The 21,679-nt window shown below is 59.2% G+C and carries 24 protein-coding genes, 1 tRNA gene and 1 pseudogene; 16 read left to right on the top strand and 10 right to left on the bottom strand.

What is annotated here, in order from left to right; genetic code table 11:
• The first annotated feature begins 98 nt into the window (after positions 1–98).
• Genes PSAKL28_RS22045 through phnE form a run of 4 tightly spaced genes read left to right on the top strand, consistent with a single transcriptional unit; the run spans position 99 to position 3,329 of the window.
• A complete protein-coding gene (locus PSAKL28_RS22045; protein ID WP_038614546.1) occupies positions 99–953 on the top strand; it encodes a putative selenate ABC transporter substrate-binding protein in 855 nt (284 codons plus the stop codon).
• Positions 950–1,744, top strand: a complete 795-nt coding sequence (locus PSAKL28_RS22040; RefSeq protein WP_038614545.1) for a phosphonate ABC transporter ATP-binding protein — start codon at positions 950–952, stop codon at positions 1,742–1,744. The genes PSAKL28_RS22045 and PSAKL28_RS22040 overlap by 4 nt, the downstream gene beginning before the upstream one ends.
• Entirely contained in the window at positions 1,738–2,565 is an 828-nt protein-coding gene (locus tag PSAKL28_RS22035) for a PhnE/PtxC family ABC transporter permease (RefSeq protein ID WP_038614544.1), read from the top strand. Before PSAKL28_RS22040 ends, PSAKL28_RS22035 begins: the two co-directional genes overlap by 7 nt.
• Entirely contained in the window at positions 2,562–3,329 is a 768-nt protein-coding gene (gene phnE, locus PSAKL28_RS22030; protein WP_038614543.1) for a phosphonate ABC transporter, permease protein PhnE, read from the top strand. The genes PSAKL28_RS22035 and phnE overlap by 4 nt, the downstream gene beginning before the upstream one ends.
• A 97-nt stretch (positions 3,330–3,426) precedes the next feature.
• Here phnE and PSAKL28_RS22025 read toward each other — a convergent pair whose 3' ends face one another.
• From PSAKL28_RS22025 to PSAKL28_RS22015, 3 genes are all read right to left on the bottom strand, one after another.
• Positions 3,427–3,903: a GNAT family N-acetyltransferase gene (locus PSAKL28_RS22025; protein WP_038614541.1), complete on the bottom strand. Its 477-nt coding sequence runs from the start codon at positions 3,901–3,903 to the stop codon at positions 3,427–3,429.
• Between the two features lie 36 nt (positions 3,904–3,939).
• Complete coding sequence (locus PSAKL28_RS22020; protein ID WP_051939519.1) at positions 3,940–4,200, bottom strand: DUF3077 domain-containing protein; 261 nt, start codon at positions 4,198–4,200, stop codon at positions 3,940–3,942.
• Between the two features lie 93 nt (positions 4,201–4,293).
• The gene (locus PSAKL28_RS22015) at positions 4,294–4,515 is read right to left on the bottom strand and encodes a hypothetical protein (RefSeq protein ID WP_038614540.1); all 222 of its coding nucleotides are present in this window, start codon (positions 4,513–4,515) and stop codon (positions 4,294–4,296) included.
• A 380-nt stretch (positions 4,516–4,895) separates the two neighbouring features.
• Between PSAKL28_RS22015 and PSAKL28_RS27785 the strand changes: the two are divergent.
• A pseudogene (locus PSAKL28_RS27785) lies at positions 4,896–5,027 on the top strand (helix-turn-helix domain-containing transcriptional regulator); the annotation flags it as partial.
• A 71-nt stretch (positions 5,028–5,098) separates the two neighbouring features.
• On the opposite strand, the gene PSAKL28_RS22010 reads toward PSAKL28_RS27785, so the two are convergent.
• The 5 genes from PSAKL28_RS22010 to PSAKL28_RS21990 all read right to left on the bottom strand — a co-directional run bounded on the left by PSAKL28_RS22010 (position 5,099) and on the right by PSAKL28_RS21990 (position 8,721).
• Complete coding sequence (locus tag PSAKL28_RS22010; protein WP_038614539.1) at positions 5,099–5,485, bottom strand: hypothetical protein; 387 nt, start codon at positions 5,483–5,485, stop codon at positions 5,099–5,101.
• A gap of 47 nt (positions 5,486–5,532) precedes the next feature.
• Positions 5,533–5,922, bottom strand: coding sequence for a hypothetical protein (locus PSAKL28_RS22005; RefSeq protein WP_038614538.1), 390 nt, complete (start codon positions 5,920–5,922; stop codon positions 5,533–5,535).
• 23 nt (positions 5,923–5,945) lie between these two features.
• Positions 5,946–6,335: a hypothetical protein gene (locus PSAKL28_RS22000; protein ID WP_038614537.1), complete on the bottom strand. Its 390-nt coding sequence runs from the start codon at positions 6,333–6,335 to the stop codon at positions 5,946–5,948.
• Positions 6,332–7,687 (bottom strand): hypothetical protein, encoded by a 1,356-nt coding sequence (locus PSAKL28_RS21995; RefSeq protein WP_038614536.1) that lies wholly within the window; start codon positions 7,685–7,687, stop codon positions 6,332–6,334. The genes PSAKL28_RS22000 and PSAKL28_RS21995 overlap by 4 nt, the downstream gene beginning before the upstream one ends.
• A 164-nt stretch (positions 7,688–7,851) precedes the next feature.
• A complete protein-coding gene (locus PSAKL28_RS21990; protein WP_038614535.1) occupies positions 7,852–8,721 on the bottom strand; it encodes a LysR substrate-binding domain-containing protein in 870 nt (289 codons plus the stop codon).
• A 132-nt stretch (positions 8,722–8,853) separates the two neighbouring features.
• On the opposite strand from PSAKL28_RS21990, the gene PSAKL28_RS21985 reads away from it, so the two are divergent.
• Genes PSAKL28_RS21985 through PSAKL28_RS21970 form a run of 4 tightly spaced genes read left to right on the top strand, consistent with a single transcriptional unit; the run spans position 8,854 to position 13,087 of the window.
• Complete coding sequence (locus tag PSAKL28_RS21985) at positions 8,854–9,906, top strand: agmatine deiminase family protein (protein ID WP_038614534.1); 1,053 nt, start codon at positions 8,854–8,856, stop codon at positions 9,904–9,906.
• A gap of 4 nt (positions 9,907–9,910) precedes the next feature.
• The gene (gene aguB, locus PSAKL28_RS21980; protein ID WP_038614533.1) at positions 9,911–10,819 is read left to right on the top strand and encodes an N-carbamoylputrescine amidase; all 909 of its coding nucleotides are present in this window, start codon (positions 9,911–9,913) and stop codon (positions 10,817–10,819) included.
• A gap of 1 nt (position 10,820) precedes the next feature.
• Entirely contained in the window at positions 10,821–11,924 is a 1,104-nt protein-coding gene (locus PSAKL28_RS21975) for an extracellular solute-binding protein (RefSeq protein ID WP_038614532.1), read from the top strand.
• 41 nt (positions 11,925–11,965) lie between these two features.
• The gene (locus tag PSAKL28_RS21970; protein WP_038614531.1) at positions 11,966–13,087 is read left to right on the top strand and encodes an agmatine deiminase family protein; all 1,122 of its coding nucleotides are present in this window, start codon (positions 11,966–11,968) and stop codon (positions 13,085–13,087) included.
• A gap of 2 nt (positions 13,088–13,089) precedes the next feature.
• Here PSAKL28_RS21970 and gabP read toward each other — a convergent pair whose 3' ends face one another.
• Complete coding sequence (gabP, locus tag PSAKL28_RS21965; protein WP_038614530.1) at positions 13,090–14,499, bottom strand: GABA permease; 1,410 nt, start codon at positions 14,497–14,499, stop codon at positions 13,090–13,092.
• Between the two features lie 362 nt (positions 14,500–14,861).
• On the opposite strand from gabP, the gene PSAKL28_RS27190 reads away from it, so the two are divergent.
• Positions 14,862–15,053, top strand: coding sequence for a DUF4223 family protein (locus tag PSAKL28_RS27190; protein WP_075226586.1), 192 nt, complete (start codon positions 14,862–14,864; stop codon positions 15,051–15,053).
• 213 nt (positions 15,054–15,266) lie between these two features.
• On the opposite strand, the gene PSAKL28_RS21960 is transcribed toward PSAKL28_RS27190, so the two are convergent.
• Positions 15,267–15,351: transfer RNA gene (locus tag PSAKL28_RS21960), tRNA-Leu, on the bottom strand.
• Between the two features lie 108 nt (positions 15,352–15,459).
• Here PSAKL28_RS21960 and queA point away from each other — a divergent pair.
• The 6 genes from queA (at position 15,460) to PSAKL28_RS21930 (ending at position 21,541) form a co-directional block, all read left to right on the top strand.
• Entirely contained in the window at positions 15,460–16,509 is a 1,050-nt protein-coding gene (queA, locus tag PSAKL28_RS21955; protein ID WP_038614529.1) for a tRNA preQ1(34) S-adenosylmethionine ribosyltransferase-isomerase QueA, read from the top strand.
• Positions 16,510–16,523: 14 nt separating this feature from the next.
• Positions 16,524–17,639, top strand: a complete 1,116-nt coding sequence (gene tgt, locus PSAKL28_RS21950) for a tRNA guanosine(34) transglycosylase Tgt (RefSeq protein ID WP_167335154.1) — start codon at positions 16,524–16,526, stop codon at positions 17,637–17,639.
• Between the two features lie 46 nt (positions 17,640–17,685).
• Positions 17,686–18,021 carry a preprotein translocase subunit YajC gene (gene yajC, locus PSAKL28_RS21945; RefSeq protein ID WP_010223473.1) on the top strand — a complete coding sequence of 112 codons (336 nt, stop codon included), beginning with the start codon at positions 17,686–17,688 and terminating at the stop codon, positions 18,019–18,021.
• A 63-nt stretch (positions 18,022–18,084) separates the two neighbouring features.
• Positions 18,085–19,950: a protein translocase subunit SecD gene (secD, locus tag PSAKL28_RS21940; RefSeq protein ID WP_038614527.1), complete on the top strand. Its 1,866-nt coding sequence runs from the start codon at positions 18,085–18,087 to the stop codon at positions 19,948–19,950.
• Between the two features lie 9 nt (positions 19,951–19,959).
• A complete protein-coding gene (gene secF / locus PSAKL28_RS21935) occupies positions 19,960–20,871 on the top strand; it encodes a protein translocase subunit SecF (protein WP_038614525.1) in 912 nt (303 codons plus the stop codon).
• A gap of 121 nt (positions 20,872–20,992) precedes the next feature.
• Positions 20,993–21,541, top strand: coding sequence for a glycine zipper 2TM domain-containing protein (locus PSAKL28_RS21930; RefSeq protein WP_038614524.1), 549 nt, complete (start codon positions 20,993–20,995; stop codon positions 21,539–21,541).
• Positions 21,542–21,679: the final 138 nt, after the last annotated feature.

Below are 21,679 nucleotides of genomic sequence, written 5' to 3'. Positions count from 1 at the left end.
CGATTGTAGCAAAGCTGGTCTTTGCGCCGATGCCTCTTATAATTCTGGAGCCAGCCTGATGTTGGCTCTTTCCCCGCTATTGAACCGGAGAATCCCTCATGCTCAAACGTCCCCTGGCGCTGTTCGCCGGCCTCGTGCTGTCTTGCTCATCCCTCCTGGCCCAGGCGGCCGATACCCTGAAGGTCAGCGCCATCCCTGACGAGGCGCCAACCGAGCTGCTGCGCAAGTTCAAGCCGTTGGGCGAATACCTGGAACAGAAGCTGGGCATGAAAGTCGAGTTCGTGCCGGTGGCCGACTACCCGGCGGTGGTCGAGGCGCTGGCCACTGATCGTCTGGACATGGCCTGGCTGGGCGGTTTCACCTTTGTTCAAGTGCATCTGAAGAGCCCGACCGCGACGCCACTGGTGCAGCGTGAGCAGGATGCCAAATTCACCAGCAAATTCATCACCGCCAACCCTGAGATCAAGAGCCTGGCTGACCTCAAGGGCAAGACCTTTGCCTTCGGTTCGATTTCCTCCACGTCCGGCAGCCTGATGCCGCGCTACTTCATGCTCAAGGACGACAACATCAAGCCGGAGAGCTACTTCAGCCGGGTTGCCTATTCCGGTGCCCACGACGCCACCGCCGCCTGGGTCCAGGCCGGCAAGGTCGATGCCGGTGTGCTCAACGCCAGTGTCTGGGACAAACTGGTGGCTTCGGGCAAGGTCGACACCAGCAAGGTCAAGGTGTTCGCCACCACCCCGAGCTACTACGACTACAACTGGACCGTACGCGGCAGCCTCGATCCTGCGTTGAAAGAGAAGATCAAGCAGGCGTTCCTGAGCCTCGATCCGGCCAACCCGGCCGACAAGGCGATCCTCGACCTGCAGGCCGCCAGCCGCTTCATCGAAACCAGCCCGGACAACTACAAGGGCATCGAGGAGGCCGCCCGGGCTGCTGAGTTGCTCAAGTGACGATCCAGCTTAACGGTACGAGTCTGCGTCATGGTCAGGTTCAGGCATTGCAGGCGATCGATCTGCGCGTAGAGGTTGGCGAACGGGTGGCGATCATCGGCCCTTCCGGCGCCGGCAAGTCCAGCTTGTTGCAACTGATCGCCAGCGCCCTGGCGCCTACCAGCGGCAGCGTCGAGCTGCTCGGTAAGGCGCCGTGGCGGTTGTCGGCGCGAGCGCGCCAGCGTCTGCGCGCGCGAATCGGGCTGATCCACCAGGCACCGCCGCTGCCACCCCGGCAGCGGGTGGTGACTGCGGTGCTGGCCGGGCGCCTGGGGCAGTGGAGCACCCTGCGCGGGCTGCTCAACCTGTTGCACCCCTCGGATGTACCCGGCGTGCGTGCGGTGCTGGCCAGGCTGGGCATGGCCGACAAGCTCTTCGCCCAGTGCGGGCAGCTGTCTGGCGGGCAATTGCAACGGGTCGGCATCGCCCGCGCCTTGTACCAGCAGCCGGAGATTCTGCTTGCCGACGAGCCGGTCTCGGCGATGGACCCGGTGCTGGCCGAACACAGCCTGAAAACCCTCAACCAGCATGCCAGCGAACGCGGTATCACCCTGGTCGCCAGCCTGCATGCGGTGGAACTGGCGCTGGCGCATTTTCCGCGGGTGATCGGTATCCGCGAAGGGCAGGTGGCATTCGATCGCCCGGCCGCCGAGGTTTCCAGCGACATGCTTGATGCGCTGTATGCCAACGAGCACCTGGGCTCGCCACCCGTGCCGCAGCCGACGCTGAACTTGCAGATCCCACGATGCTGACGGCTGACAAACGCGACCCGGCAGCCCTGCCGAGGCTGTTGCTGACCCTGCTGGCAATTGCCTTGCTGTGGCCCGGCATCCACGTGAGCGAGCTCAATCCCGGTGTGCTGCTGGAGGCTGAAAACCGTCGCCAGATAGGCAATTTCGTCAGCGGCTTCTGGCCGCCTGCGCATGATCCCGAGTTTCTCGCCTTGTTATGGGAAGCGATTCTACAAACCCTGGCGATGGCCACGGCGGGCATGACCCTGGCCTTGTTGCTGGCGATACCGGCCAGTCTGCTCGCCAGCCGGGCGCTGTCGCTGGGCGCCGCCTCGCGTGGCGGTCGCCTGGGGTTCTGGTCGCGCACCGTGCGTCTGCCGGTTCGCGGGCTGCTGATCTTTCTGCGTAGCGTGCCGGAAATCGTCTGGGCGTTGCTGTTCGTTCGTGCCGTAGGCCTGGGCCCGACCGCCGGGGTGCTGGCCATCGCCATCACCTACAGCGGCATGCTCGGCAAGGTTTACGCCGAGATCTTCGAATCGATCAACCAGCGTCCCGCGCACGCGCTGTTGCAGGCCGGCAGCAGTCGCCTGAGCGCTTTCTTCTACGGCATCCTGCCGGATGCGGCGGCGGAGCTGGTGTCCTATACGGTCTATCGCTGGGAGTGTGCGATCCGCGCGTCGGTGGTGATGGGCTTTGTCGGTGCCGGCGGGCTGGGGCAGCAGATCGATTTGTCGCTGCGCATGTTCGCCGGTGCCGAGGTGGCGAGCATGTTGCTGGCCTTCCTGCTGCTGGTGTGGCTGGCCGATCAACTGAGCCGGCTGTTGCGCGGGAGGCTGGCATGAGACGGCTGATCAATGCCGTGCTGATCCTCGCCTTGCTGGCGGCGGTGGCAGGGTCGTTTGCCTACCTGAGTCTCGACTTGCAGGCGCTGTTCGGTAACGGCGGGCTAGGGCAGATGGGTGCCTATGCGGCGCGTTTTCTCAGCCCTGACCTGAGCCCCGAACATTTGCGTGCGGTGGGCAAGGGCGCCCTGGAGACCCTGGCCATGTCCGGCCTGGGCACGCTGCTCGCGGTGATGCTCGGCCTGTTGATAGCCTTGCCGGCGGCCGGGCGTTTCGGTTGGCCGCTGCAGGGGGCTGCGCGTTTGTTGCTCAATGCCCTGCGGGCAATACCGGAATTGGTCTGGGCGGCGCTGACCGTGCTGGCGGCGGGGCTGGGGCCAAATGCCGGAACCCTGGCGCTGGCCTTGCACACCACTGGCGTGCTCGGTCGCCTGTTTGCCGAAGCACTGGAAAATACCCCGCCGGAACCGGCCGCGGCCATCCGCCTGCAGGGCGGCAGCCAGGTGGCTGCGTTCTGTTTCGGCACCTTGCCCAATCTCTGGCCGCAGTTGCTGGCTTACAGCCTGTACCGCTGGGAGAACAACATCCGCATGGCCAGCGTGCTTGGCTTTGTCGGTGCCGGTGGTCTGGGGCAGATGCTCTACACCACCTTGAGCCTGTTCCAGGAAGCCCAGGCCAGCACGGTAATCATTGCCATGTTGGTGCTGGTGTTGCTGGTGGATGCCTTGAGCGACTTGCTCAGGCAACATTTTGTCAGAGCTTGAACCTCACCTGTGGGAGCGGGCTTGCCCCGCGATAGGATGCGACTGATACACCGCAATCGCGGGGCAAGCCCGCTCCCACCCACCGGTTATAGCTGGTTCAGAATGTCTGCTTCATCTGCACCAGCGCTACCCGCGTGTTGCCCGGCCCCTGGCGCTCCTCGATGGCAAAGGGCACAAAACCCAGCTGTGGATAAAGCAACAGCCCGGCGGTATTGCTGTTGAAGCACGACACCCAGACCTCACGCGCATCGAACTGGCTGCGGGCCAGTTCGATCATGCACTTCACCAGATAGCGTGCCACCCCATGGCCACGGGCCGCGGGAGCTACCACCACATTGCCGAGGGCGCAGACACCGCCGTGCTCGGCCTTGTAGAAGTTGGCAAAGGCCAGCAGCGTGCCGTCGCCCTCGACCACCGTCGAGCCCTCGCGTTGCGCGATGGCATCGTTCAGCTGCGCTGGCGTCAGCGGATACTGGGCTTTGGGGAACATGTAGAACAGCTCGTCCGGGCCTTGGGGGAAACAGCAGATAGTGGCGATGTCCGTGGCCTGGACGGGGCGATGGGTCAGCTGCATAACGTGGCTCGCTCAAGGAGGAGGGTGACAGGAATCCTACACTGCCTGGCGGTCTGCGCAGGCACAACTGCCACCCAGGTTTACATCATCGATAATCGCCTTGGCCATTTCGCCTAGAAAATGCGCGGCCCACACCAGGGTCGCGTCTTCCTCTGTTTCCCCCAGTAAGGTCAACTTGTTTACGCAGGCCATGAGCATGGAAGCCTGGTTAAGTGCGTGCTCGGAGGAAATTCCCGGATTGACGCGAAACAGCTGGTAATTGGCGAAGGTTACCGCGCCGGTAGTTACATTGTTCATGAATGCTCCTTACAAGCTGGGGTGGGAGCGGGCTTGCCCCGCGATTGCGTGGTGCCAGTTGCATCGCATCGCGGGGCAAGCCCGCTCCCACCGTCAGTTATGCATCTGAACGCAGGCCAGCGCCTGCTCAACACGGCTGCGTGCCGCCTCCATCTCATGCATCGCAGCGCGCACCAGTACTTGGCCCTGCAGGTCAGGGTGCAGCAACACAGCTAGCGCACAGCTCAGATGCTCGGAGGCATGGACCAAGGCGTCTTCAAGGCAATAAGGGGATTCGGTGGGAAGAAGCGGGGGATCGGGGACGATTTTCAGCATGGTCAACTCCTGTATCAGTGGAGCCGCTACAAACCCGCTGTCAAACAGGAGGGTGGCAGCTGTACGTGGGTTGACAGACCGGTGATACAGGAACCGGCGCACACGAGTGTGCCCCACGCATAGCTGCCATAGAGCAGTGCGGCTGTATCAATGGCGGTCTGTCAAAACCGGTCGTTGAAATAGCAACGACCGGCCAAGACTAGGCAGCTAGCGAGGCAGGCGCAACAGCTGAAGTGCCCGGGGATTATGCTTGGGAAATGGACTACAAGAAATAGTGAAAAGGCTGCACGTGCTACCGTATTCAGCAATGGCATTGTCAGAAAAATCTTCGCACCCGAGGATATTCAACTGGCCAGAATGCTGCTCAAGGACAATTGATCATGAACCTGACACTCAGTACGTTCGATATGCCAGCACTGCTGGATAGCGATGAGGTGATCAGGGAGTACCTTTCTCAAGTGTTGGCTGATGGCGACTATGAAGAACTCATAAGGGCGCTTGGATATGTTGCAAACAGGCCCCACTCAAGACTACTTGAGTAGGCTGGTTTGTCTAGAGGTGAAGGTTTAAGTGCCCGGCCAAACTAAACAAAGCCGAGCTTCACCGCTACTGCAAGAGAAATCATTGTTAGCAGCAGACCTATCCCGAACCACTGCAATACCACTAGCTTGCGTTTAAGCGATGCTGGAAAGTTACGGAGGTCCTCAGCGCTAACACTTCTGCGGTTAAGGTAAAAGCGGGGAAACGTTAGAATGTTTGAAATCCCACCAACCAACAAAAGTTTTCCCCATGGTCCACCGTGTCTGAGCGGGGTTAGCGTTCGAAGCACGGAGCTATTTTTTAGATGCTCCAACATCAGACTCATCTTGGTGTATGTAATGTGCAAATAGACGCCGATCCAAACAAATATTCCGCCAAAATCTATTATTCCAGCAGCTAGAAATATTTTATCCGCAGTATTCAGGCTCATTGAATTATCTGTTTGATTTGTCGTAGTACGGTCGAGGGGCATCAAGACTATTTTAGTGTGCCCGTTTCTCTGAGTAGAAAAAGTAAGATCAGGGTGCCTGAAAGAACTATCGCAGCCCATTTTGTCAGCACCAGTTTTCGCTTCAGAGATCCTGGGAAATTGTTCAGGTCGTTGATGCTGACGCCGCCATGTTTAAGATAAAATCCGGGAAATGTAACAACCCCTGCGATCCACCCGACGAGCAGAAACTTTCCCCAAGGGCCCCCATTCTTGAGAGGAATATGAACCTTGACGGCAGGGCAGTTTTTTAGATGCTCCAACATCACATCCATTTTGGTATAGCCCAAGTGGAGCACTACACCGACCAAAACAGCTATCCCGCTAATGTTTAATAACCCGGCAGCAAGAAATATGCTGTCAGCGATGCTGATAATCATTTGTAGTTCCATGATGTAATTTCTTAGATGTGGTGCGCCTCTATTATTTTGTAAAGCGCTACAAACAACGCCAAGGAAATCAGTAGCCCTATTGCGCACCACTGCAATAATTCCAATTTTCGTTTAAGCTGCTTCGGCATTTTTTCTAAGTCTTCGGTGCTGACTCCCCCGTGCTTAAGGTAAATTCCGGGAAATGTTACAATTCCGGAGATCCCCCCAACCAAAAGCAGCTTGCCCCAAGGCCCGCCATGCCGGAGTGGCGCTCTAGTCATTACGGCTGAGCAGTTTTTCAGGAGCTCCAGCATCAGATCCATCTTGGTGTAGGCCATGTGCAGTGCGACGCCGATCCAAGCAAACATACCAATGATTACTAATCCGCATAGATAACCGACAGCAAAAGCAGCAGTAGTCATTTAACAGTCTCATAAATAACATCGCCGATGATCTCTCCACCCGCTCCGCCAAGCGTGCCTCCTGCAAGCGATCCAACTCCGACCACCACAATGCCACACGCTAAAGTTGCCAAACCGCCAGTTGGTACACCTAACCCAATACAGAGGCTAGTGATTACGGAGCCCGTCAACAGCCCTCCTGCCGTCGCACCACCTGCGACACCGCCGAAAAAACTTCCTGTTTCAGTGAACCTGATTCTTTCGCAAGCCTCAGTTCTACCCGCTGCACACACATCTTGAACCTTCATATAGGAAGCTCCACCACCAATAGCCGTTCCGACCCAGCCACCGTACTTGAGAATTTTCGCCGCTTTGGAAACGCCTTCGATGTGTGTGGCATAGCCGGGGATCTGGTCAACTGCACCGGCCTTTGTCCAGCGATGAACCAGGCTGCGACTAGAGATGCCCAAAGCGCTTTTCAAGTTTGGGTGATCCGGAAAGCCAATGCCTTTTCGAGTCATGGTAGTCAGGTTGATGTTGAGCTGTGCCAACAGCCGCTTTCGTTCGGCAAAAAAATCAGGCGAGCGCAAATGCCCATCGGCCTGGAATGTGCGCTGGTGTAACGCTTCGATATCACGGAAAACGGTCTTAACATCTTCCAGGTTCTTGGCAAACATGGCTTCGCCAATACCGATAGCGGTCGATCCCTGGGCTAGAAAGGTTTCGATTTCGTTACGGTGCCGGGCCATAAAGTCAGCCTGATCCGTGCTGAGCGGTTGGAGCGCATCATTGGTCTTGGCCGCTGCTTCCATCAGCAATGCTTCTTCACGGGTGCATTGCAGGTTGTTTGGATCGCTGAGCACGATCATCGTGCCAGCTTTGATATCGTTAAGATTGGGGTTCAATATCTGGAATTTACGGAGCACGGCTGGATTGTGCTCAGTGAACAAGGTGGCTTCTAACTGCTCGCGAGTCGTGCTTTTGGGTACAACGTAAAAGCCGGGCTCTTGCGGCTGAGGTGTCACTATCGGTTCAGAAGAGGGCTGCGGTGGTTGCTCTTGAACCGGCGGAGTGTTGTGAAAGCGTCCCGTCCAGCCCTTGCCGGTGATGTGCGAATAGTTGCCTAAAGTATCATCGCTTAACGGGCTGAAAGGGCTGCTCTTCACCAACAGCAGATCACCCTTTTCAACGGCATCGAGTATTTCTGCCTGGCTCCAAGCTATGCCATACGAACGGACATCGAGCCCTTCGATCCGCGTAAATGAACGTCCAATGAGAGCTTGTTGAACTTCAAATTTCGCAAAAAAAGGTGATTCAATTTTGCTTAAGCTGATGCCGTGATACTCACGGTCTTGCCGGCGAATCAGACGCATGATTTACAGTCCTTAACGTAAGAAAACCGACCTGGCTATTGGCCAAATCGGTCAATCCATAGGTGAAGAACGAAAATCATCCATCATTTTTGTATGGGTATATGGCGGGCAAATGCTACACAGGCTGTAGGACCTTTCGTTTATTAGGTTCGGCCGCGAGGTAATCAATCAACGCCATCAACCGCCAGACTGGCCTGCAACCAGGTGCTGAAACTTCGCGTCAACGGGCTCTTCTCACTGTCCCGATGTATCAGGCAACTCCAGTCAGGCCCCCTTACCGTTTGCGCACACAACGGCTGTAACAACCCTTGCGTACACGCCTGTGTGGCAAGCAACTGACTGACCAGCGCAATGCCATGGCCAGCACACGCCGCATCGAGCAGTAACCCAGGGTCGGAGAAGTTCAAGCCGTTGCTGCGCTGGCCCACATCCTCACCCCCCTCAACCACCCAATGACTCCAGTCCATTTCCCGTTCGCCATGCAAGGTGGTGCGCTGCGCTGCGGGCACCTTGAGCAAATCAGGATGGCAGGCCGGATACAGACGGTCGCGAAACAGGGTCTGGTGGCTGCACTCGGCCTGGGCGCTGAGGTCGTCGCGCAGGCTCAGGTCGATGGTTTGCGTGGCCATGTCCGGCGGATCGAAGCTGGTGAACAACCACAGATCCACTTCCGGATGCTGACGATGAAAATCCCCAAGGCGCGGCAACAACCAGTGCCGGGCGAACGCCGGGGTGGTGTTGACCACCAGCTGATTGGGCTTGCGGTACTGCTCCAGACGCCGGATGCCAACCGACAACTGCTGCAGCATCGCCTGGGTGGTGCTCTGCAGGTCGTAACCGGCGTCGGTCAGGCTGACGCTACGGCCGTTGCGAAAGAACAGCGGCTGCTCGAGGAAAGTCTCCAGGCTGCGGATCTGCTGGCTGATCGCAGACTGGGTCAGGTGCAGCTCTTCGGCGGCTTTGTGAAAGCTGCCCAGGCGTGCGGCGGCTTCAAAGCCGCGCAGGGCATTCAAGGGAGGCCAGTGCTTTAGCATTGATAAGCTCTACTGATCAGTTGTCGGCTAAATCTATCGTTTGTTCGCGCAATTATGAAGCCATAGCATTGTGTTGATCACCGCAGCAGCGGTTTTCAGTAATAAATATCCCTTAACTGAAAGGTGAGAAGCATGCAGCGCAATGGCGATCTGAGCAGTGGTTGGTTCATGCTCGCAGAGTGGGTGAACCATGCAGCGACCTGGATGGTCTGGCCGCACAACCAGGCGTTGTGGGAGTCTGGCTGGGGCGTGACCCTGGAGCAGGTTCAGGTGGATTTTGCCCGTGTTGCCAATGCCATTGCCCGCTTCGAACCGGTCAAGATGGTGGTGGATCCTTGCGCCCGAGCCAGTGCCAGCGATCTGTGCGGAGCGAACATCGAGCTGATCGAGCTGGCGGTCAACGACAGCTGGTGCCGCGACTCCGGCCCAAGTTTTATCTGCCACCCGCAACAAGGGCTGGCCGGGGTCAGCTGGCGCTTCAACGCCTGGGGCGGCAAGTCGGCGCATGATCTGGACGAAAGCCTGGCGCGGCGCGTGCTCAACCAGCTCGGTCTGGACTGCTTTGGTACTGCCTTGAGCAACGAAGGTGGGGCTATTCATGTTGACGGCGAGGGCACCCTGATTACCACCGAGTCGGTGTTGCTCAATCCCAACCGCAATCCGGGAATGACCAAGGCCGAGATCGAGGAAATTTTCACCCGTTTTCTCGGCGTTAAGAAAACCATCTGGCTGCCGGGCGATCCGGATTATGTCACCGGCGATATGACCGACGGCCACGTTGATGGCGTCTGTGCCTTCGCTCGCCCTGGTGTATTGCTGGTCGATGCTACCCGTGACCAGAGTTCGGTGTATGCCCAGGTTGCGCGAGAGAACCGTCGGGCGCTGGAGCTGGCCACCGATGCGCAAGGCCGGCGTTTTGAAATGCTCGAACTGTATGAAGCCAGCGAGGCGGTGGATGTCGATGCCGAAGTGTTCTGCGCCTCCTACACCAACTTCTACATCGCCAATGGCGCGATCATCATGCCGGCCTATGGCATTGAGGCCGACCAGGTAGCTGCAGACGTATTGGCCAAGGCGTTCCCGGGCCGCGAAGTGGTGCCGGTGCAGATCAACAACCTGGCCCACGGCGGCGGTGGCGTGCATTGCATCACCCAACAGCAGCCCGCCTGGCCAGTGAAGGGGTGATGCCATGACGCTACTGACCGTCGCCAGCACGCAGATGCCGTGTACCTGGAACCTGCAGCACAACTTTGATCGGGCCGAGCAGCTGGTGCGCGAAGCAGCCGCTCAAGGGGCTCAGGTGATTCTGCTGCAGGAACTGTTTGCCACACCGTACTTTTGCATCGAGCAGCATCACAAACATTTGGCACTGGCCGAGGAGTACCAACACAGCCAGGTACTCAAACGCTTCGCCGCGCTGGCGCGGGAGTTGGGTGTGGTATTGCCGTTGAGCTGGTTCGAGAAGGCCGGCAACGCCTACTTCAACTCGCTGAGTGTGGCCGATGCCGATGGCCGCCTGTTGGGGGTGTATCGCAAGACTCACATCCCCAACGCCATCGGCTATCAGGAGAAGGAGTACTTCAGCCCTGGCGACACCGGCTTCCGCGTTTGGGATACGGCCTTCGGGCGCCTGGGTGTGGGTATCTGCTGGGACCAGTGGTTCCCCGAGACTGCACGCTGCCTGGCGCTGATGGGCGCCGAGGTGCTGTTGTTCCCGACCGCTATCGGCTCCGAGCCGGGCGCGGCCGAGCTGGATTCGCGTGATCACTGGCAGATGGCGATGCGCGGTCACGCGGCGGCAAACATCCTGCCAGTCGTGGCCGCCAACCGCGTGGGGCTCGAGGCCGCAACCACAGATCCCGAATTGCAGATGACCTTCTACGGCTCGTCCTTCATCTGCAACCACAAAGGCAAATTGCTGGTCGAGGCCGACCGCAGCACGCCTGGCGTTCTGCTGCAGCAGCTGGACCTGGCAGCGATGCGCGAGGAGCGCCTGACCTGGGGGATCTACCGCGATCGTCGTCCGGAAATGTACGCCGCGCTGCTCGGGCTCGATGGCCGTCAAGTCAATGCATGCTGGAAGACTCAAGGGGTGTGACATGAACATCAGCCACAAGCATTTGCTGCTCACCCTCGGCCTGGCGCTGGGGGCCAGCCTGACCATGGCGCAGGCCGAGGACAAGACCCTGCGCCTGTACAACTGGGCGGATTACTTTGCCGAAGACACGCTGTCCAGGTTCACTGCCGAAACCGGCATCAAGGTGATCTACGACGTCATGGATGGCAGTGAAGTGCTGGAAGCCAAGCTGATGACCGGCGGCAGTGGTTACGACCTGATCTTCCCCGGCGACACCGTGGCCGAACGCCTGATGCGTGCCGGCAGCCTGCAGGCGCTGGACCCTGCGAAGCTTGAGGCGCTGGCCGATGTCGAGCCGGGTTTGCAGAAGCTGCGCACTCATTACCCGCACGCCAGCAAAGCCACGGTGCCCTACACCTGGGGCACCATCGGCCTGACCTACAACGACGAACAGATCCGCCAGCGTATGGCGGATGCGCCGGTGGAGAGCCTGGACCTGCTGTTCAAGCCAGAGCTTGCCGCCAGGTTCGCCGACTGCGGGATCTCGATGATCGATTCACCGGACGAAGTGCTGGCCGTGGTCCTCAACTACCTGGGCCGCGACCCGCGCAGCGCCAAGCGCGAAGACCTGGCTGCCGCCAGCGAACTGTTGCTGAAGATTCGGCCGTACATCCGCAAGTTCCAGTCGCAACCGGTGACTGATCTGGTCAACGGCAACCTGTGCCTGTCGCTCGGCTACAGCGGCGACATGACCCAGGCCCAGCGCACGGCGGACTCAGCCAGCAAGAAAGTCAGCTTCCAGTACCGTATCCCCAAAGAGGGCACCACGGTGTGGATGGACAACATGGCGATTCCGGTGGATGCCAAACACCCGGAGTACGCCTATACCTTCATCAACTTCGTCATGCGCCCGGAGAACATGGCGGCCATCAGCAATTTCACCGGATACCCGACCTCGAACGCCAAGGCGCGTGCGGATGTCGATCCACAGATGCGCAACAACCCGGATATCTACCCGCCAGAAGCCACCTTCGAGCGCCTGGTTACCGGCAAGGATATTCCGCAGTCCGACATGCGTGCGCGGATGCGCGTGTGGACCAAGTTCAAGACCGCCCCGGGCAGTTGATTGCACGGCGCACGTAAACGAATTGAAAGAGAGTCAAACAGATGCCAACGCGTCGTGAGTTCATAAAGCAGGTTTCAGCAACCGCAGGCTTGGGGCTGGTCGCCTCCATGGGTTTTGGTCTGGGCGTACCCCGGTCGCTGGCGGCCGGCGGCAAACAATGGTTCATGCCTGACGAGGGCGACAAGCAGCAGTGCGCCTTCGTCTCCTTTGGCGCGCAGGAGGCCATCTGGGAAGACTTCACCGCCGACGTGCAGGAAGCCATCGGCCTGATCGCCAGCACCATCGCCCGCTACCAGCCGGTCACTGTGCTGTGCCGTGCCAACGAGCGCGATCTGGCGGAAGAACTGTGCGGCAGCAAGAACACCACTTTTGTCACCACCGAACTGGATGACATCTGGATGCGCGACATCGGTGCCAACTTCGTGATTACCGAGCAGGGCGACTTGGGCGCGGTCGATTTCAACTTCAATGGCTGGGGCAACAAGCAGCATAAATATGATGCCCGTGTCGCGCGATTGTTGGCTGACGATGCTGAAGCGACTTACCTGCGCAGCGAACTGGTAGGCGAGGGCGGCGGCATTGAAGTGGATGGCCACGGCACCGCGATCATGACCGAAAGTTGCTGGATCAATGCCAACCGCAATCCCGGCTGGAGCAAGGCTGAAGTTGAAGAAGAGCTGAAGGCGCGCCTGGGATTGCGCAAGATCATCTGGCTGCCGGGTATCAAGGGCAAGGACATCACCGATGCGCATGTCGATTTCTATGCGCGCTTTGTTGAACCAGGTGTGATCATCGCCAACCTCGACACCGATCCCGATTCCTACGATCACGAGGTCACCAAGGCGCACCTGAAAATACTCAGCAATGCGACAGACGCCGATGGCCGCAAGCTCAAGGTGCATACCGTGTCGCCACCGCTGAAGCCGCGCAATAGCAAGTTCAGCAAGAACAACCCGGACTTTGCCGCCGGCTACATCAACTACTTCGTTATCAACGGCGCGGTGATTGCCCCGCAGTTTGGCGACAAGGCCGCTGATGCCAAAGCCTTCGACCTGCTGACCGAGCTGTACCCGGACCGTGAGGTGGTACAGCTCAATATCGATGCCATTGCCGCGGGCGGGGGTGGTATCCACTGCGTGACCCACCAGCTGCCGCTGGTCTGAACTCAGGTTTTACCCAGCTGTTGAGCTGACCGCGCCGGTTGCCCGTGCTGGCGCGTCAGCACAATGCCAAGCAAGGAAATGACTAGCGCCAGGCCGATGGTCGAGGTCACCTCGGAGCGGTGCTCCGGCGTCACCAGCATGACCCCGAGCGCTGCGACGATAAAGGCGATGACGGTGTAGGTCAGCCACGGGAACAGCCACATATGGAAGTTGAGCTGGGTCTTTTGCTGTTGCAGCCTCCGGCGCATGCGCAACTGCGAGATGGCGATCACCAGGTACACCAGCAAGGCGATGGCGCCGGAACTGGCCAGCAGGAACTGGAACAGCCCGGCCGGAGCGAAGTAGCTGACCACAGTGATGATCGCTCCCAGTACGGTACTGGCGATAACTGCCGTCCTCGGTACGCCGACCTTCGAGGTGGCCTTCACCTGCCGTGGCGCCTCGCCGCGCTTGCCCAGCGAATAGAGCATGCGCGAGGCTATGTAGATCGATGAATTCATGCAACTGGCCACAGCCACCAGCACCACCACATCCATCATGAATTTGGCGTGGGGAATGTTCATCAGTTCCAGCGCGCGCTGGTAGGAGCCTACCGATGCCAGCTGCGGGTCATTCCATGGCACGATGGAAATGATCACCGAAATCGACAGCAGGTAGAACACGCCGATCCGCCAGATTACCGAGCGGGTCGCCTTGGCGATGTTCTTCGCCGGGCTTTGCGATTCGGCGGCGGCAATGGTCACCGCTTCAATGCCGATAAAACTGAACATGACGGTGATGAAGGCGCCGACTACTGCAGACACGCCATTGGGGGCGAAGCCGCCATGCTCATCCAGCAGACGACTGAAACCGCTGACTTCCCGATCCGGCACCCAGCCCATCAGCACCGCGGCGCCGAGACTGATGAAGGCGATGATCGCCAGCACTTTGAACATCGCGAACCAGAATTCGAACTCGCCGTACTTGGCCACGCTGAACAGGTTGGTTGCTGCCAGGGCGATGATCGACAGCAGGGCAAACAGCCAGGATTCGACCTGGGGAAACCAGGTGTTCAATACATGCCCGGCGGCCAGTGCTTCGATGGGAATGACCAGCACCCAGAACCACCAGTACATCCAGCCGATGGTAAAGCCCGCCCAAGGCCCGATGGCCTGGTCGGCATAGGTGGAAAATGAACCGGTATCGGGGTTGGCGACAGCCATCTCACCGAGCATGCGCATCACCAGAATGACCAGGATGCCGGAGAGGAAGTAAGCCAGTATCGCTGCGGGCCCGGCGGCGGCAATGGCGTGCCCGGAGCCGACGAACAGCCCGGCACCGATAATCCCGGCAATGGAAAGCATGGTGACATGGCGCGGCTTGAACCCCTGCGCCAACTGACCTTTCGAATCTTCGGAGCCCAAGCTGATCATTATGCTTATTCTCTTTGTATTTGATCTTGGGACGTACTGACTGACCGTTAGGCGAACATCACTCCTTCCCCTTCGAACACCTTTGAAGTTGCATAGCTGAAACGCACAAGTTGTTCTAGTCGATCAGTCATCACGACGAACGCACGGCTAAAAAAGGCCAGGCCACATTACCCAGGAGTATCGATTGGTGTGTTTGTCGATTGCGCCGTGATCGAGTCCGATTGCGCCATCGGGGCGAAGACTTTTTATCGTTCAAGATGGCCTGTAAGCGAGCGCTGCAGCCGACTGGAGAGTTCTACCTGTTTTCCGTATAATCGCGCTTCCGCCATTAAGGCGGTGCTTCATAATTTAAAGGACTTTGTATGAAAAAGCTGTTGAAAGCATCGGTTGCTGTAGCTGTAGTTTCGGGCGTAGCACTGCTCTCGGGTTGCACTGGTCAAGTCTACAACCAGCCAAAGAACTGCTCGTACGACTACCTGTTCCACCCTTCGGTTTCCGTTTCTAAAATTATTGGCGGTTGCGGTCCAATCGACAAGCTGCCACAACAGCAGTAATTTTAGCGCTGCACTGATTAATCCATTCAAGGTTTAATCCAAAGCCCCCTGTTACGGATGTAGCAGGGGGTTTTTGTTTTCTGTTTTCCAAGTGGGAGCGGGCTTGCCCCGCGATGGCGGCTTGTCAGCCGTATCGGATCGCGGGGCAAGCCCGCTCCCACCGGAATAGCGCCCACAAAAAAGCCGACTTTTCAGTCGGCTTTTTCATGCGTTTGGTGCCCCGAGGGAGACTCGAACTCCCACTCCTTTCGAAAACGGATTTTGAATCCGCCGCGTCTACCAATTCCGCCATCAGGGCTTGTGGCGGCGAAGTATAGAGAGGTGCCTACCGTTGGTCAATCAGGTTTCATGGTCAATTTTCGTCTTTTCGGCTAAACTTTGCGGCCCTGTCAAACCGAACACCATCATGCGCGTCGCTGATTTTTCCTTTGAGCTCCCTGATTCCCTGATCGCTCGCCATCCGCTGGCGCAGCGCCACAGCAGCCGGCTATTGACCCTGGACGGGCCGAGCGGGGCACTGGCTCATCGCCAGTTCACCGATCTGCTCGAGCATCTGCGTCCGGGCGATCTGATGGTGTTCAACAATACCCGGGTGATTCCGGCGCGTCTGTTTGGCCAGAAAGCCAGCGGCGGCAAGCTGGAAATCCTCGTTGAGCGCGTGCTCGACAGCCATCGGGTACTGGCGCATGTGCGTTCGAGCAAGTCGCCCAAGCCGGGCACGCAGATTCTCATCGACGGTGGTGGCGAGGCCGAGATGGTTGCCCGTCACGACACACTGTTCGAGCTGCGCTTTGCTGAAGAGGTACTGCCGCTGCTCGACCGCGTCGGGCACATGCCGCTGCCTCCTTATATCGACCGCCCGGACGAAGGCGCCGACCGCGAGCGCTACCAGACGGTGTACGCCGAGCGTGCCGGAGCTGTAGCCGCGCCAACGGCCGGGCTGCACTTTGATGAAGCGCTGATGGCCAGGATTGCCGACAAGGGTGTAGAAACCGCCTTTGTCACCCTGCACGTCGGCGCTGGCACCTTCCAGCCGGTGCGGGTCGAGCGCATCGAAGACCACCACATGCATAAAGAGTGGCTGGAGGTCGGCCAGGACGTGGTCGACGCCGTGGCTGCCTGCCGTGCGCGTGGCGGGCGGGTGATCGCCGTGGGCACCACCAGCGTGCGTTCACTGGAAAGCGCTGCCCGTGACGGCGTGCTCAAGGCGTTCAGTGGCGACACCGACATCTTTATCTACCCGGGCCGGCCATTTCATGTGGTCGATGCCCTGGTCACCAACTTTCATTTGCCTGAATCCACGCTGCTGATGCTGGTTTCGGCCTTCGCCGGTTACCCCGAGACCATGGCTGCCTATGCGGCGGCGGTCGAAAACGGGTACCGCTTCTTCAGTTACGGTGATGCCATGTTCATCACCCGCAATCCGGCGCCGCGCGGCCCCGAGGATCAAGCATGAGTCGCACCTGTCGTATGTCCTTCGAACTGCTGGCCACCGACGGCAAAGCCCGTCGCGGCCGCCTGACGTTCCCCCGTGGTGTGGTGGAAACCCCGGCGTTCATGCCGGTGGGTACCTATGGCACGGTCAAGGGCATGTTGCCGCGCGACATCGAGGCCATCGGCGCGCAGATGATCCTCGGTAACACCTTCCACCTGTGGCTGCGCCCGGGTACCGAGGTGATCAAGGCCCACGGCGACCTGCACGACTTCATGAAGTGGCAGGGCCCGATCCTCACCGACTCCGGCGGCTTCCAGGTGTTCAGCCTGGGTGCCATGCGCAAGATCAAGGAAGAAGGCGTGACCTTCGCCTCGCCAGTCGACGGTTCCAAGGTGTTCATGGGCCCGGAAGAGTCGATGCAGGTCCAGCGTGATCTGGGCTCCGACGTGGTGATGATCTTCGACGAATGCACCCCGTACCCGGCCGACGAAGACGTCGCGCGCATCTCCATGGAGCTGTCGCTGCGCTGGGCCCAGCGTTCGAAGAACGCCCACGGTGACAACACTGCGGCACTGTTCGGTATCGTCCAGGGCGGCATGCACCAGGACCTGCGCATGCGCTCGCTCGAAGGCCTGGACAAGATCGGCTTCGACGGCCTGGCCATTGGCGGCCTGTCGGTGGGCGAGCCCAAGCATGAAATGATCAAGGTGCTGGATTACCTGCCAGGCCAGATGCCGGCTGACAAACCTCGTTACCTTATGGGGGTAGGCAAGCCGGAAGATCTCGTTGAGGGTGTGCGCCGCGGCGTCGACATGTTCGATTGCGTGATGCCCACGCGCAACGCGCGCAACGGCCACCTGTTTATCGATACCGGCGTGCTGAAAATCCGTAACGCGTTCCATCGCCATGATGATTCGCCTCTGGATCCGACCTGTGACTGCTACACCTGCCAGAACTTCTCTCGTGCTTATCTGCACCACCTGGATAAGTGCGGCGAAATGTTGGGCAGTATGTTGAATACGATCCATAACTTGCGCCATTACCAGCGTTTGATGGCTGGTTTACGCGAGGCTATTCAACAAGGTACATTGGCCGCCTTTGTCGATGCCTTTTACGCCAAGCGCGGGCTGCCTGTGCCGCCCTTGGACTGATGTTCTGTCGATCCCTAACAAGTACTGATTGCAACTGGAGTGCTAAATGAGCTTTCTGATCCCCGCCGCTTATGCGGACGCCGCAGCCCCTGCCGCCGGCCCAGCCGGAACCGGTTTTGAGTGGATTTTCCTGGTCGGCTTCCTGGTCATCTTCTACCTGATGATCTGGCGTCCACAGGCCAAACGTGCCAAAGAGCAGAAGAACCTGCTGAGCAACCTGCAAAAAGGTGATGAAGTTGTCACCAACGGCGGTATCGCTGGCAAGATCGTCAAAGTTGCCGACGACTTCGTAGTGCTGGAAGTGTCCGACAATGTTGAGCTGAAGTTCCAGAAGGGCGCCGTTGCCGCGACCCTGCCAAAAGGTACGCTCAAAGCGATCTAAGTTTCAGTTTTTTTCCAATCGACGGGGCGCGCAAGGCGCCCCGCGTCTTGAACGGGCGGCGTGATGCTGAACAAATACCCTCTGTGGAAATACGCACTGATCCTGGTGGTACTGGCGATCGGTTTTATTTATTCCGCTCCCAACCTCTACCCTGATGATCCGGCCGTCCAGGTCAGTGGTGCCAGTACGGCGCTGCAGGTCACTCAGGCGGATCTGGATCGCGCGAGCAAAGCGCTCGTCGACGCCGGTATCCAGGTCAAGGCCGCGAGCCTGGGCGAGAAGGGCAAAGGTGCACTGCTGCGCCTGACCAAGCAGGAAGATCAACTTCCAGCCAAGGATGTAGTGCGCAAGGCACTGGGCGACGACTATGTGGTCGCACTGAACCTGGCCCCGACCACTCCACAATGGTTGCGCAATCTGGGTGCAAGCCCGATGAAGCTGGGTCTGGATCTCTCCGGTGGTGTGCACTTCTTGCTTGAAGTAGACATGGACAAGGCTATGGCGGCCCGTCTGAAAGTCTATGAAGGTGAAGTCAAAAGCCTGCTGCGCAAAGAGCGTGTGCGCTATCGCAGCCTGCCGCAACAAGATGGCGGCATTCAGCTGGGCTTCTCCGATGATGAATCCCGCGAACAGGCGCGCAGCCTGATCCGCAAGAATTTCAATGATTTCGAGTTGACCACCACCGAGCGTAACGGCCTGTCGGTGCTGCGTCTGGCGATTACCCCGGCTAAGGTCGCGGAAATCCGTGAATACTCGATCAAGCAGAACCTGACCACGGTGCGTAACCGGGTCAACGAGCTGGGCGTGGCCGAGCCACTGGTACAGCGCCAGGGTGCCAACCGCATCGTGGTCGAGCTGCCAGGCGTGCAGGACACTGCCGAAGCCAAGCGTATTCTCGGCAAGACCGCCAACCTGGAATTCCGTCTGGGGGCCGAGCCGGGTGCTTCGAAAGCTACCACTGAAACCTTCGAGTTCCGTGAAGGTGGTCGTTCGGCAGCGGTCGAGCGTGGCCTGATCATCACCGGTGACCAGGTAACCGACGCACAGGCCAGCTTCGACGAGCAAGGCCGTCCGCAAGTGAACATCCGTCTGGATGGTCACGGTGGCGAACTGATGAGCCGCGCTACCCGTAGCAACGTCGGTCGCAGCATGGCGGTGATCTTCATCGAGCAGCGTCCAACTACGCGCTACGTGAAGCAGATGGTTGATGGCGTGGAAAAAGACGTCGCCGTCCAGACCTTCACCGAAGAGAAGAAGATCATCAGCCTGGCGACCATCCAGTCGCCGTTGGGTAGTCAGTTCCGCATCACCGGCCTCAACGGTCAGGGTGAGTCGTCCGAGCTGGCCCTGCTGCTGCGTGCTGGTGGCCTGGCTGCACCGATGTACTTTGCTGAAGAGCGCACCATCGGCCCGAGCCTGGGTGCCGACAACATCACCAAGGGTATCGATGCATCGCTGTGGGGCATGCTGTTCGTCTCGCTGTTCATCATGGCTATCTACCGTGCCTTTGGCCTGATCGCTACCATCGCCCTGGCCGGTAACATGGTCATGCTGCTGGCGCTGATGTCGCTGCTGGGGGCAACCCTGACCCTGCCGGGTATCGCCGGTATCGTCCTGACCATGGGTATGGCGGTTGACGCCAACGTGCTGATCTTCTCGCGGATTCGCGAAGAGCTGGCCAATGGCATGTCGATCCAGCGTGCTATCCACGAAGGCTTCAACCGTGCCTATACCGCGATTGTCGACGCCAACCTGACCACCTTGCTGGTCGGCGGCATCCTCTTCGCCATGGGTACCGGCCCGGTCAAGGGCTTCGCGGTTACCATGTCCCTCGGGATTTTCACCTCGATGTTCACGGCCGTCATGGTTACCCGCGCAATGGTCAACCTGACCTGCGGTGGGCGTGATCTCAAGAAGCTGTGGGTTTAAGGGGCTGCCATGTTACGTACCATTAACTTCATGGGTGTGCGCAACGTTGCGTTCGGCGTCACCCTGCTTCTTACCGTGCTGGCGCTGTTCAGCTGGTTCTACAAAGGGCTCAACTTCGGCCTGGACTTCACCGGCGGTACGCTCATCGAGCTGACCTACGAGCGTCCGGCCAACCTTGGCCAGGTGCGTGAGGAGCTGGTCAAGGCCGGCTTCGAAGACGCAGTTGTGCAGAGCTTCGGCGCTACCACCGATTTGCTGGTGCGTATGCCGGGCGATGACCCGATGCTGGGTAACCGCGTTTCCGAGGCGCTGCAGAAAGTCAGCAGCGACAACCCGGCTGTGGTCAAGCGCGTCGAGTTCGTCGGTCCGCAGGTCGGTGAAGAGCTGCGCGACCAGGGTGGTCTGGGCATGTTGCTGGCCCTGGGCGGCATCATGATCTACCTGGCGTTCCGCTTTCAGTGGAAGTTCGCCCTGGGTGCGATCCTTTCGCTGGTGCACGACGTGGTCGTGACCATGGGTATCCTGTCGTTCTTCCAGATCACCTTCGACCTGACGGTGCTGGCGGCGGTGCTGGCGATCATCGGTTACTCGCTCAACGACACCATCGTGGTGTTCGACCGGGTGCGTGAGAACTTCCGCGTGCTGCGCAAGGCTTCGCTGATCGAGAACATCAACATCTCGACCACTCAGACCCTGCTGCGTACCGTGGCCACCTCGGTGTCGACCCTGCTGGCCATCGCTGCACTGTTGTTCTTTGGCGGTGACAACCTGTGGGGCTTCTCGCTGGCGTTGTTCATCGGCGTCATGGCCGGTACCTACTCGTCGATCTACATCGCCAACGTGGTGCTGATCTGGCTGAACCTGAGCAGCGAAGACCTGATTCCTCCGGCCAAGGCCGAAGGCGTGGACGACCGTCCATAAGGGGGGTTCCCACGCTGTTCGTCGTAGAAGAAGGCGCGAGTATTGAACTCGCGCCTTTTTTTATGCTCCAAGGCAGGGAGAAGGCGGGCAAAGTTCCCGCAGGTACGATCAGGAGGTTCACGTGAACAAGTCAATGCTGGTGGGTGCGGTTCTGGGTGCGGTCGGTGTGACTGCCGGAGGTGCTGTAGCCACCTACAACCTGGTCAAGAGTGGGCCGGAATACGCTGAGGTGCTGGCCGTGCAGCCGGTCACGCAGACCGTCAAGACGCCGCGCGAAGTGTGCAAGGATGTGACCGTTACGCGTCAGGCGCCGGTCAAGGACCAGCACCAGATTGCCGGTACCGTGGTCGGTGCTCTGGCCGGTGGCCTGCTGGGTAACCAGATTGGTGGTGGTACCGGTAAAAAGATTGCCACGGTGGCCGGTGCGGTCGGTGGCGGCTATGCCGGTAACAAAGTGCAGGAAGGTATGCAGGAGCGCGATACCTACACGACCACGCAAACTCGCTGCAACACGGTCAATGACCTGAGCGAGAAAGTGGTTGGCTATGACGTGAAGTATTCGATTGGCGAAAAGGTCGGCCAGGTGCGCATGGATCGTGATCCGGGTGCGCAGATCCCGCTGGATAAAGAAGGCAAGCTGGTGCTGAGCCAGGCGCAACCAGGCCAGTGAACTGATCGCCGGTGGGAGCGGGCTTGCCCCGCGATTGCGGTCTGTCAGACGCATCGTGTCGCGGGGCAAGCCCGCTCCCACCGATGGTTGTCCTGCCCAGCCCCAAAAAAAAGCACCCCGAGGGGTGCTTTTTTGTGC

The organism is Pseudomonas alkylphenolica (assembly GCF_000746525.1).
GTDB lineage: Bacteria > Pseudomonadota > Gammaproteobacteria > Pseudomonadales > Pseudomonadaceae > Aquipseudomonas > Aquipseudomonas alkylphenolica.
Note: the sequence above shows the minus strand (reverse complement) of the source record. Positions and strands in the feature narration are given on the sequence as shown.

Coding starts and splice junctions, on each gene's coding strand:
- PSAKL28_RS22045 (WP_038614546.1), top strand. CDS start 99: ATGCTCAAACGTCCCCTGGCGCTGTTCGCCGGCCTCGTGCTGTCTTGC.
- PSAKL28_RS22035 (WP_038614544.1), top strand. CDS start 1,738: ATGCTGACGGCTGACAAACGCGACCCGGCAGCCCTGCCGAGGCTGTTG.
- phnE (WP_038614543.1), top strand. CDS start 2,562: ATGAGACGGCTGATCAATGCCGTGCTGATCCTCGCCTTGCTGGCGGCG.
- PSAKL28_RS22025 (WP_038614541.1), bottom strand. CDS start 3,903: ATGCAGCTGACCCATCGCCCCGTCCAGGCCACGGACATCGCCACTATC.
- PSAKL28_RS22020 (WP_051939519.1), bottom strand. CDS start 4,200: ATGAACAATGTAACTACCGGCGCGGTAACCTTCGCCAATTACCAGCTG.
- PSAKL28_RS22015 (WP_038614540.1), bottom strand. CDS start 4,515: ATGCTGAAAATCGTCCCCGATCCCCCGCTTCTTCCCACCGAATCCCCT.
- PSAKL28_RS22010 (WP_038614539.1), bottom strand. CDS start 5,485: ATGAGCCTGAATACTGCGGATAAAATATTTCTAGCTGCTGGAATAATA.
- PSAKL28_RS22005 (WP_038614538.1), bottom strand. CDS start 5,922: ATGATTATCAGCATCGCTGACAGCATATTTCTTGCTGCCGGGTTATTA.
- PSAKL28_RS22000 (WP_038614537.1), bottom strand. CDS start 6,335: ATGACTACTGCTGCTTTTGCTGTCGGTTATCTATGCGGATTAGTAATC.
- PSAKL28_RS21995 (WP_038614536.1), bottom strand. CDS start 7,687: ATGCGTCTGATTCGCCGGCAAGACCGTGAGTATCACGGCATCAGCTTA.
- PSAKL28_RS21990 (WP_038614535.1), bottom strand. CDS start 8,721: ATGCTAAAGCACTGGCCTCCCTTGAATGCCCTGCGCGGCTTTGAAGCC.
- PSAKL28_RS21985 (WP_038614534.1), top strand. CDS start 8,854: ATGCAGCGCAATGGCGATCTGAGCAGTGGTTGGTTCATGCTCGCAGAG.
- aguB (WP_038614533.1), top strand. CDS start 9,911: ATGACGCTACTGACCGTCGCCAGCACGCAGATGCCGTGTACCTGGAAC.
- PSAKL28_RS21975 (WP_038614532.1), top strand. CDS start 10,821: ATGAACATCAGCCACAAGCATTTGCTGCTCACCCTCGGCCTGGCGCTG.
- PSAKL28_RS21970 (WP_038614531.1), top strand. CDS start 11,966: ATGCCAACGCGTCGTGAGTTCATAAAGCAGGTTTCAGCAACCGCAGGC.
- gabP (WP_038614530.1), bottom strand. CDS start 14,499: ATGATCAGCTTGGGCTCCGAAGATTCGAAAGGTCAGTTGGCGCAGGGG.
- PSAKL28_RS27190 (WP_075226586.1), top strand. CDS start 14,862: ATGAAAAAGCTGTTGAAAGCATCGGTTGCTGTAGCTGTAGTTTCGGGC.
- queA (WP_038614529.1), top strand. CDS start 15,460: ATGCGCGTCGCTGATTTTTCCTTTGAGCTCCCTGATTCCCTGATCGCT.
- tgt (WP_167335154.1), top strand. CDS start 16,524: ATGTCCTTCGAACTGCTGGCCACCGACGGCAAAGCCCGTCGCGGCCGC.
- yajC (WP_010223473.1), top strand. CDS start 17,686: ATGAGCTTTCTGATCCCCGCCGCTTATGCGGACGCCGCAGCCCCTGCC.
- secD (WP_038614527.1), top strand. CDS start 18,085: ATGCTGAACAAATACCCTCTGTGGAAATACGCACTGATCCTGGTGGTA.
- secF (WP_038614525.1), top strand. CDS start 19,960: ATGTTACGTACCATTAACTTCATGGGTGTGCGCAACGTTGCGTTCGGC.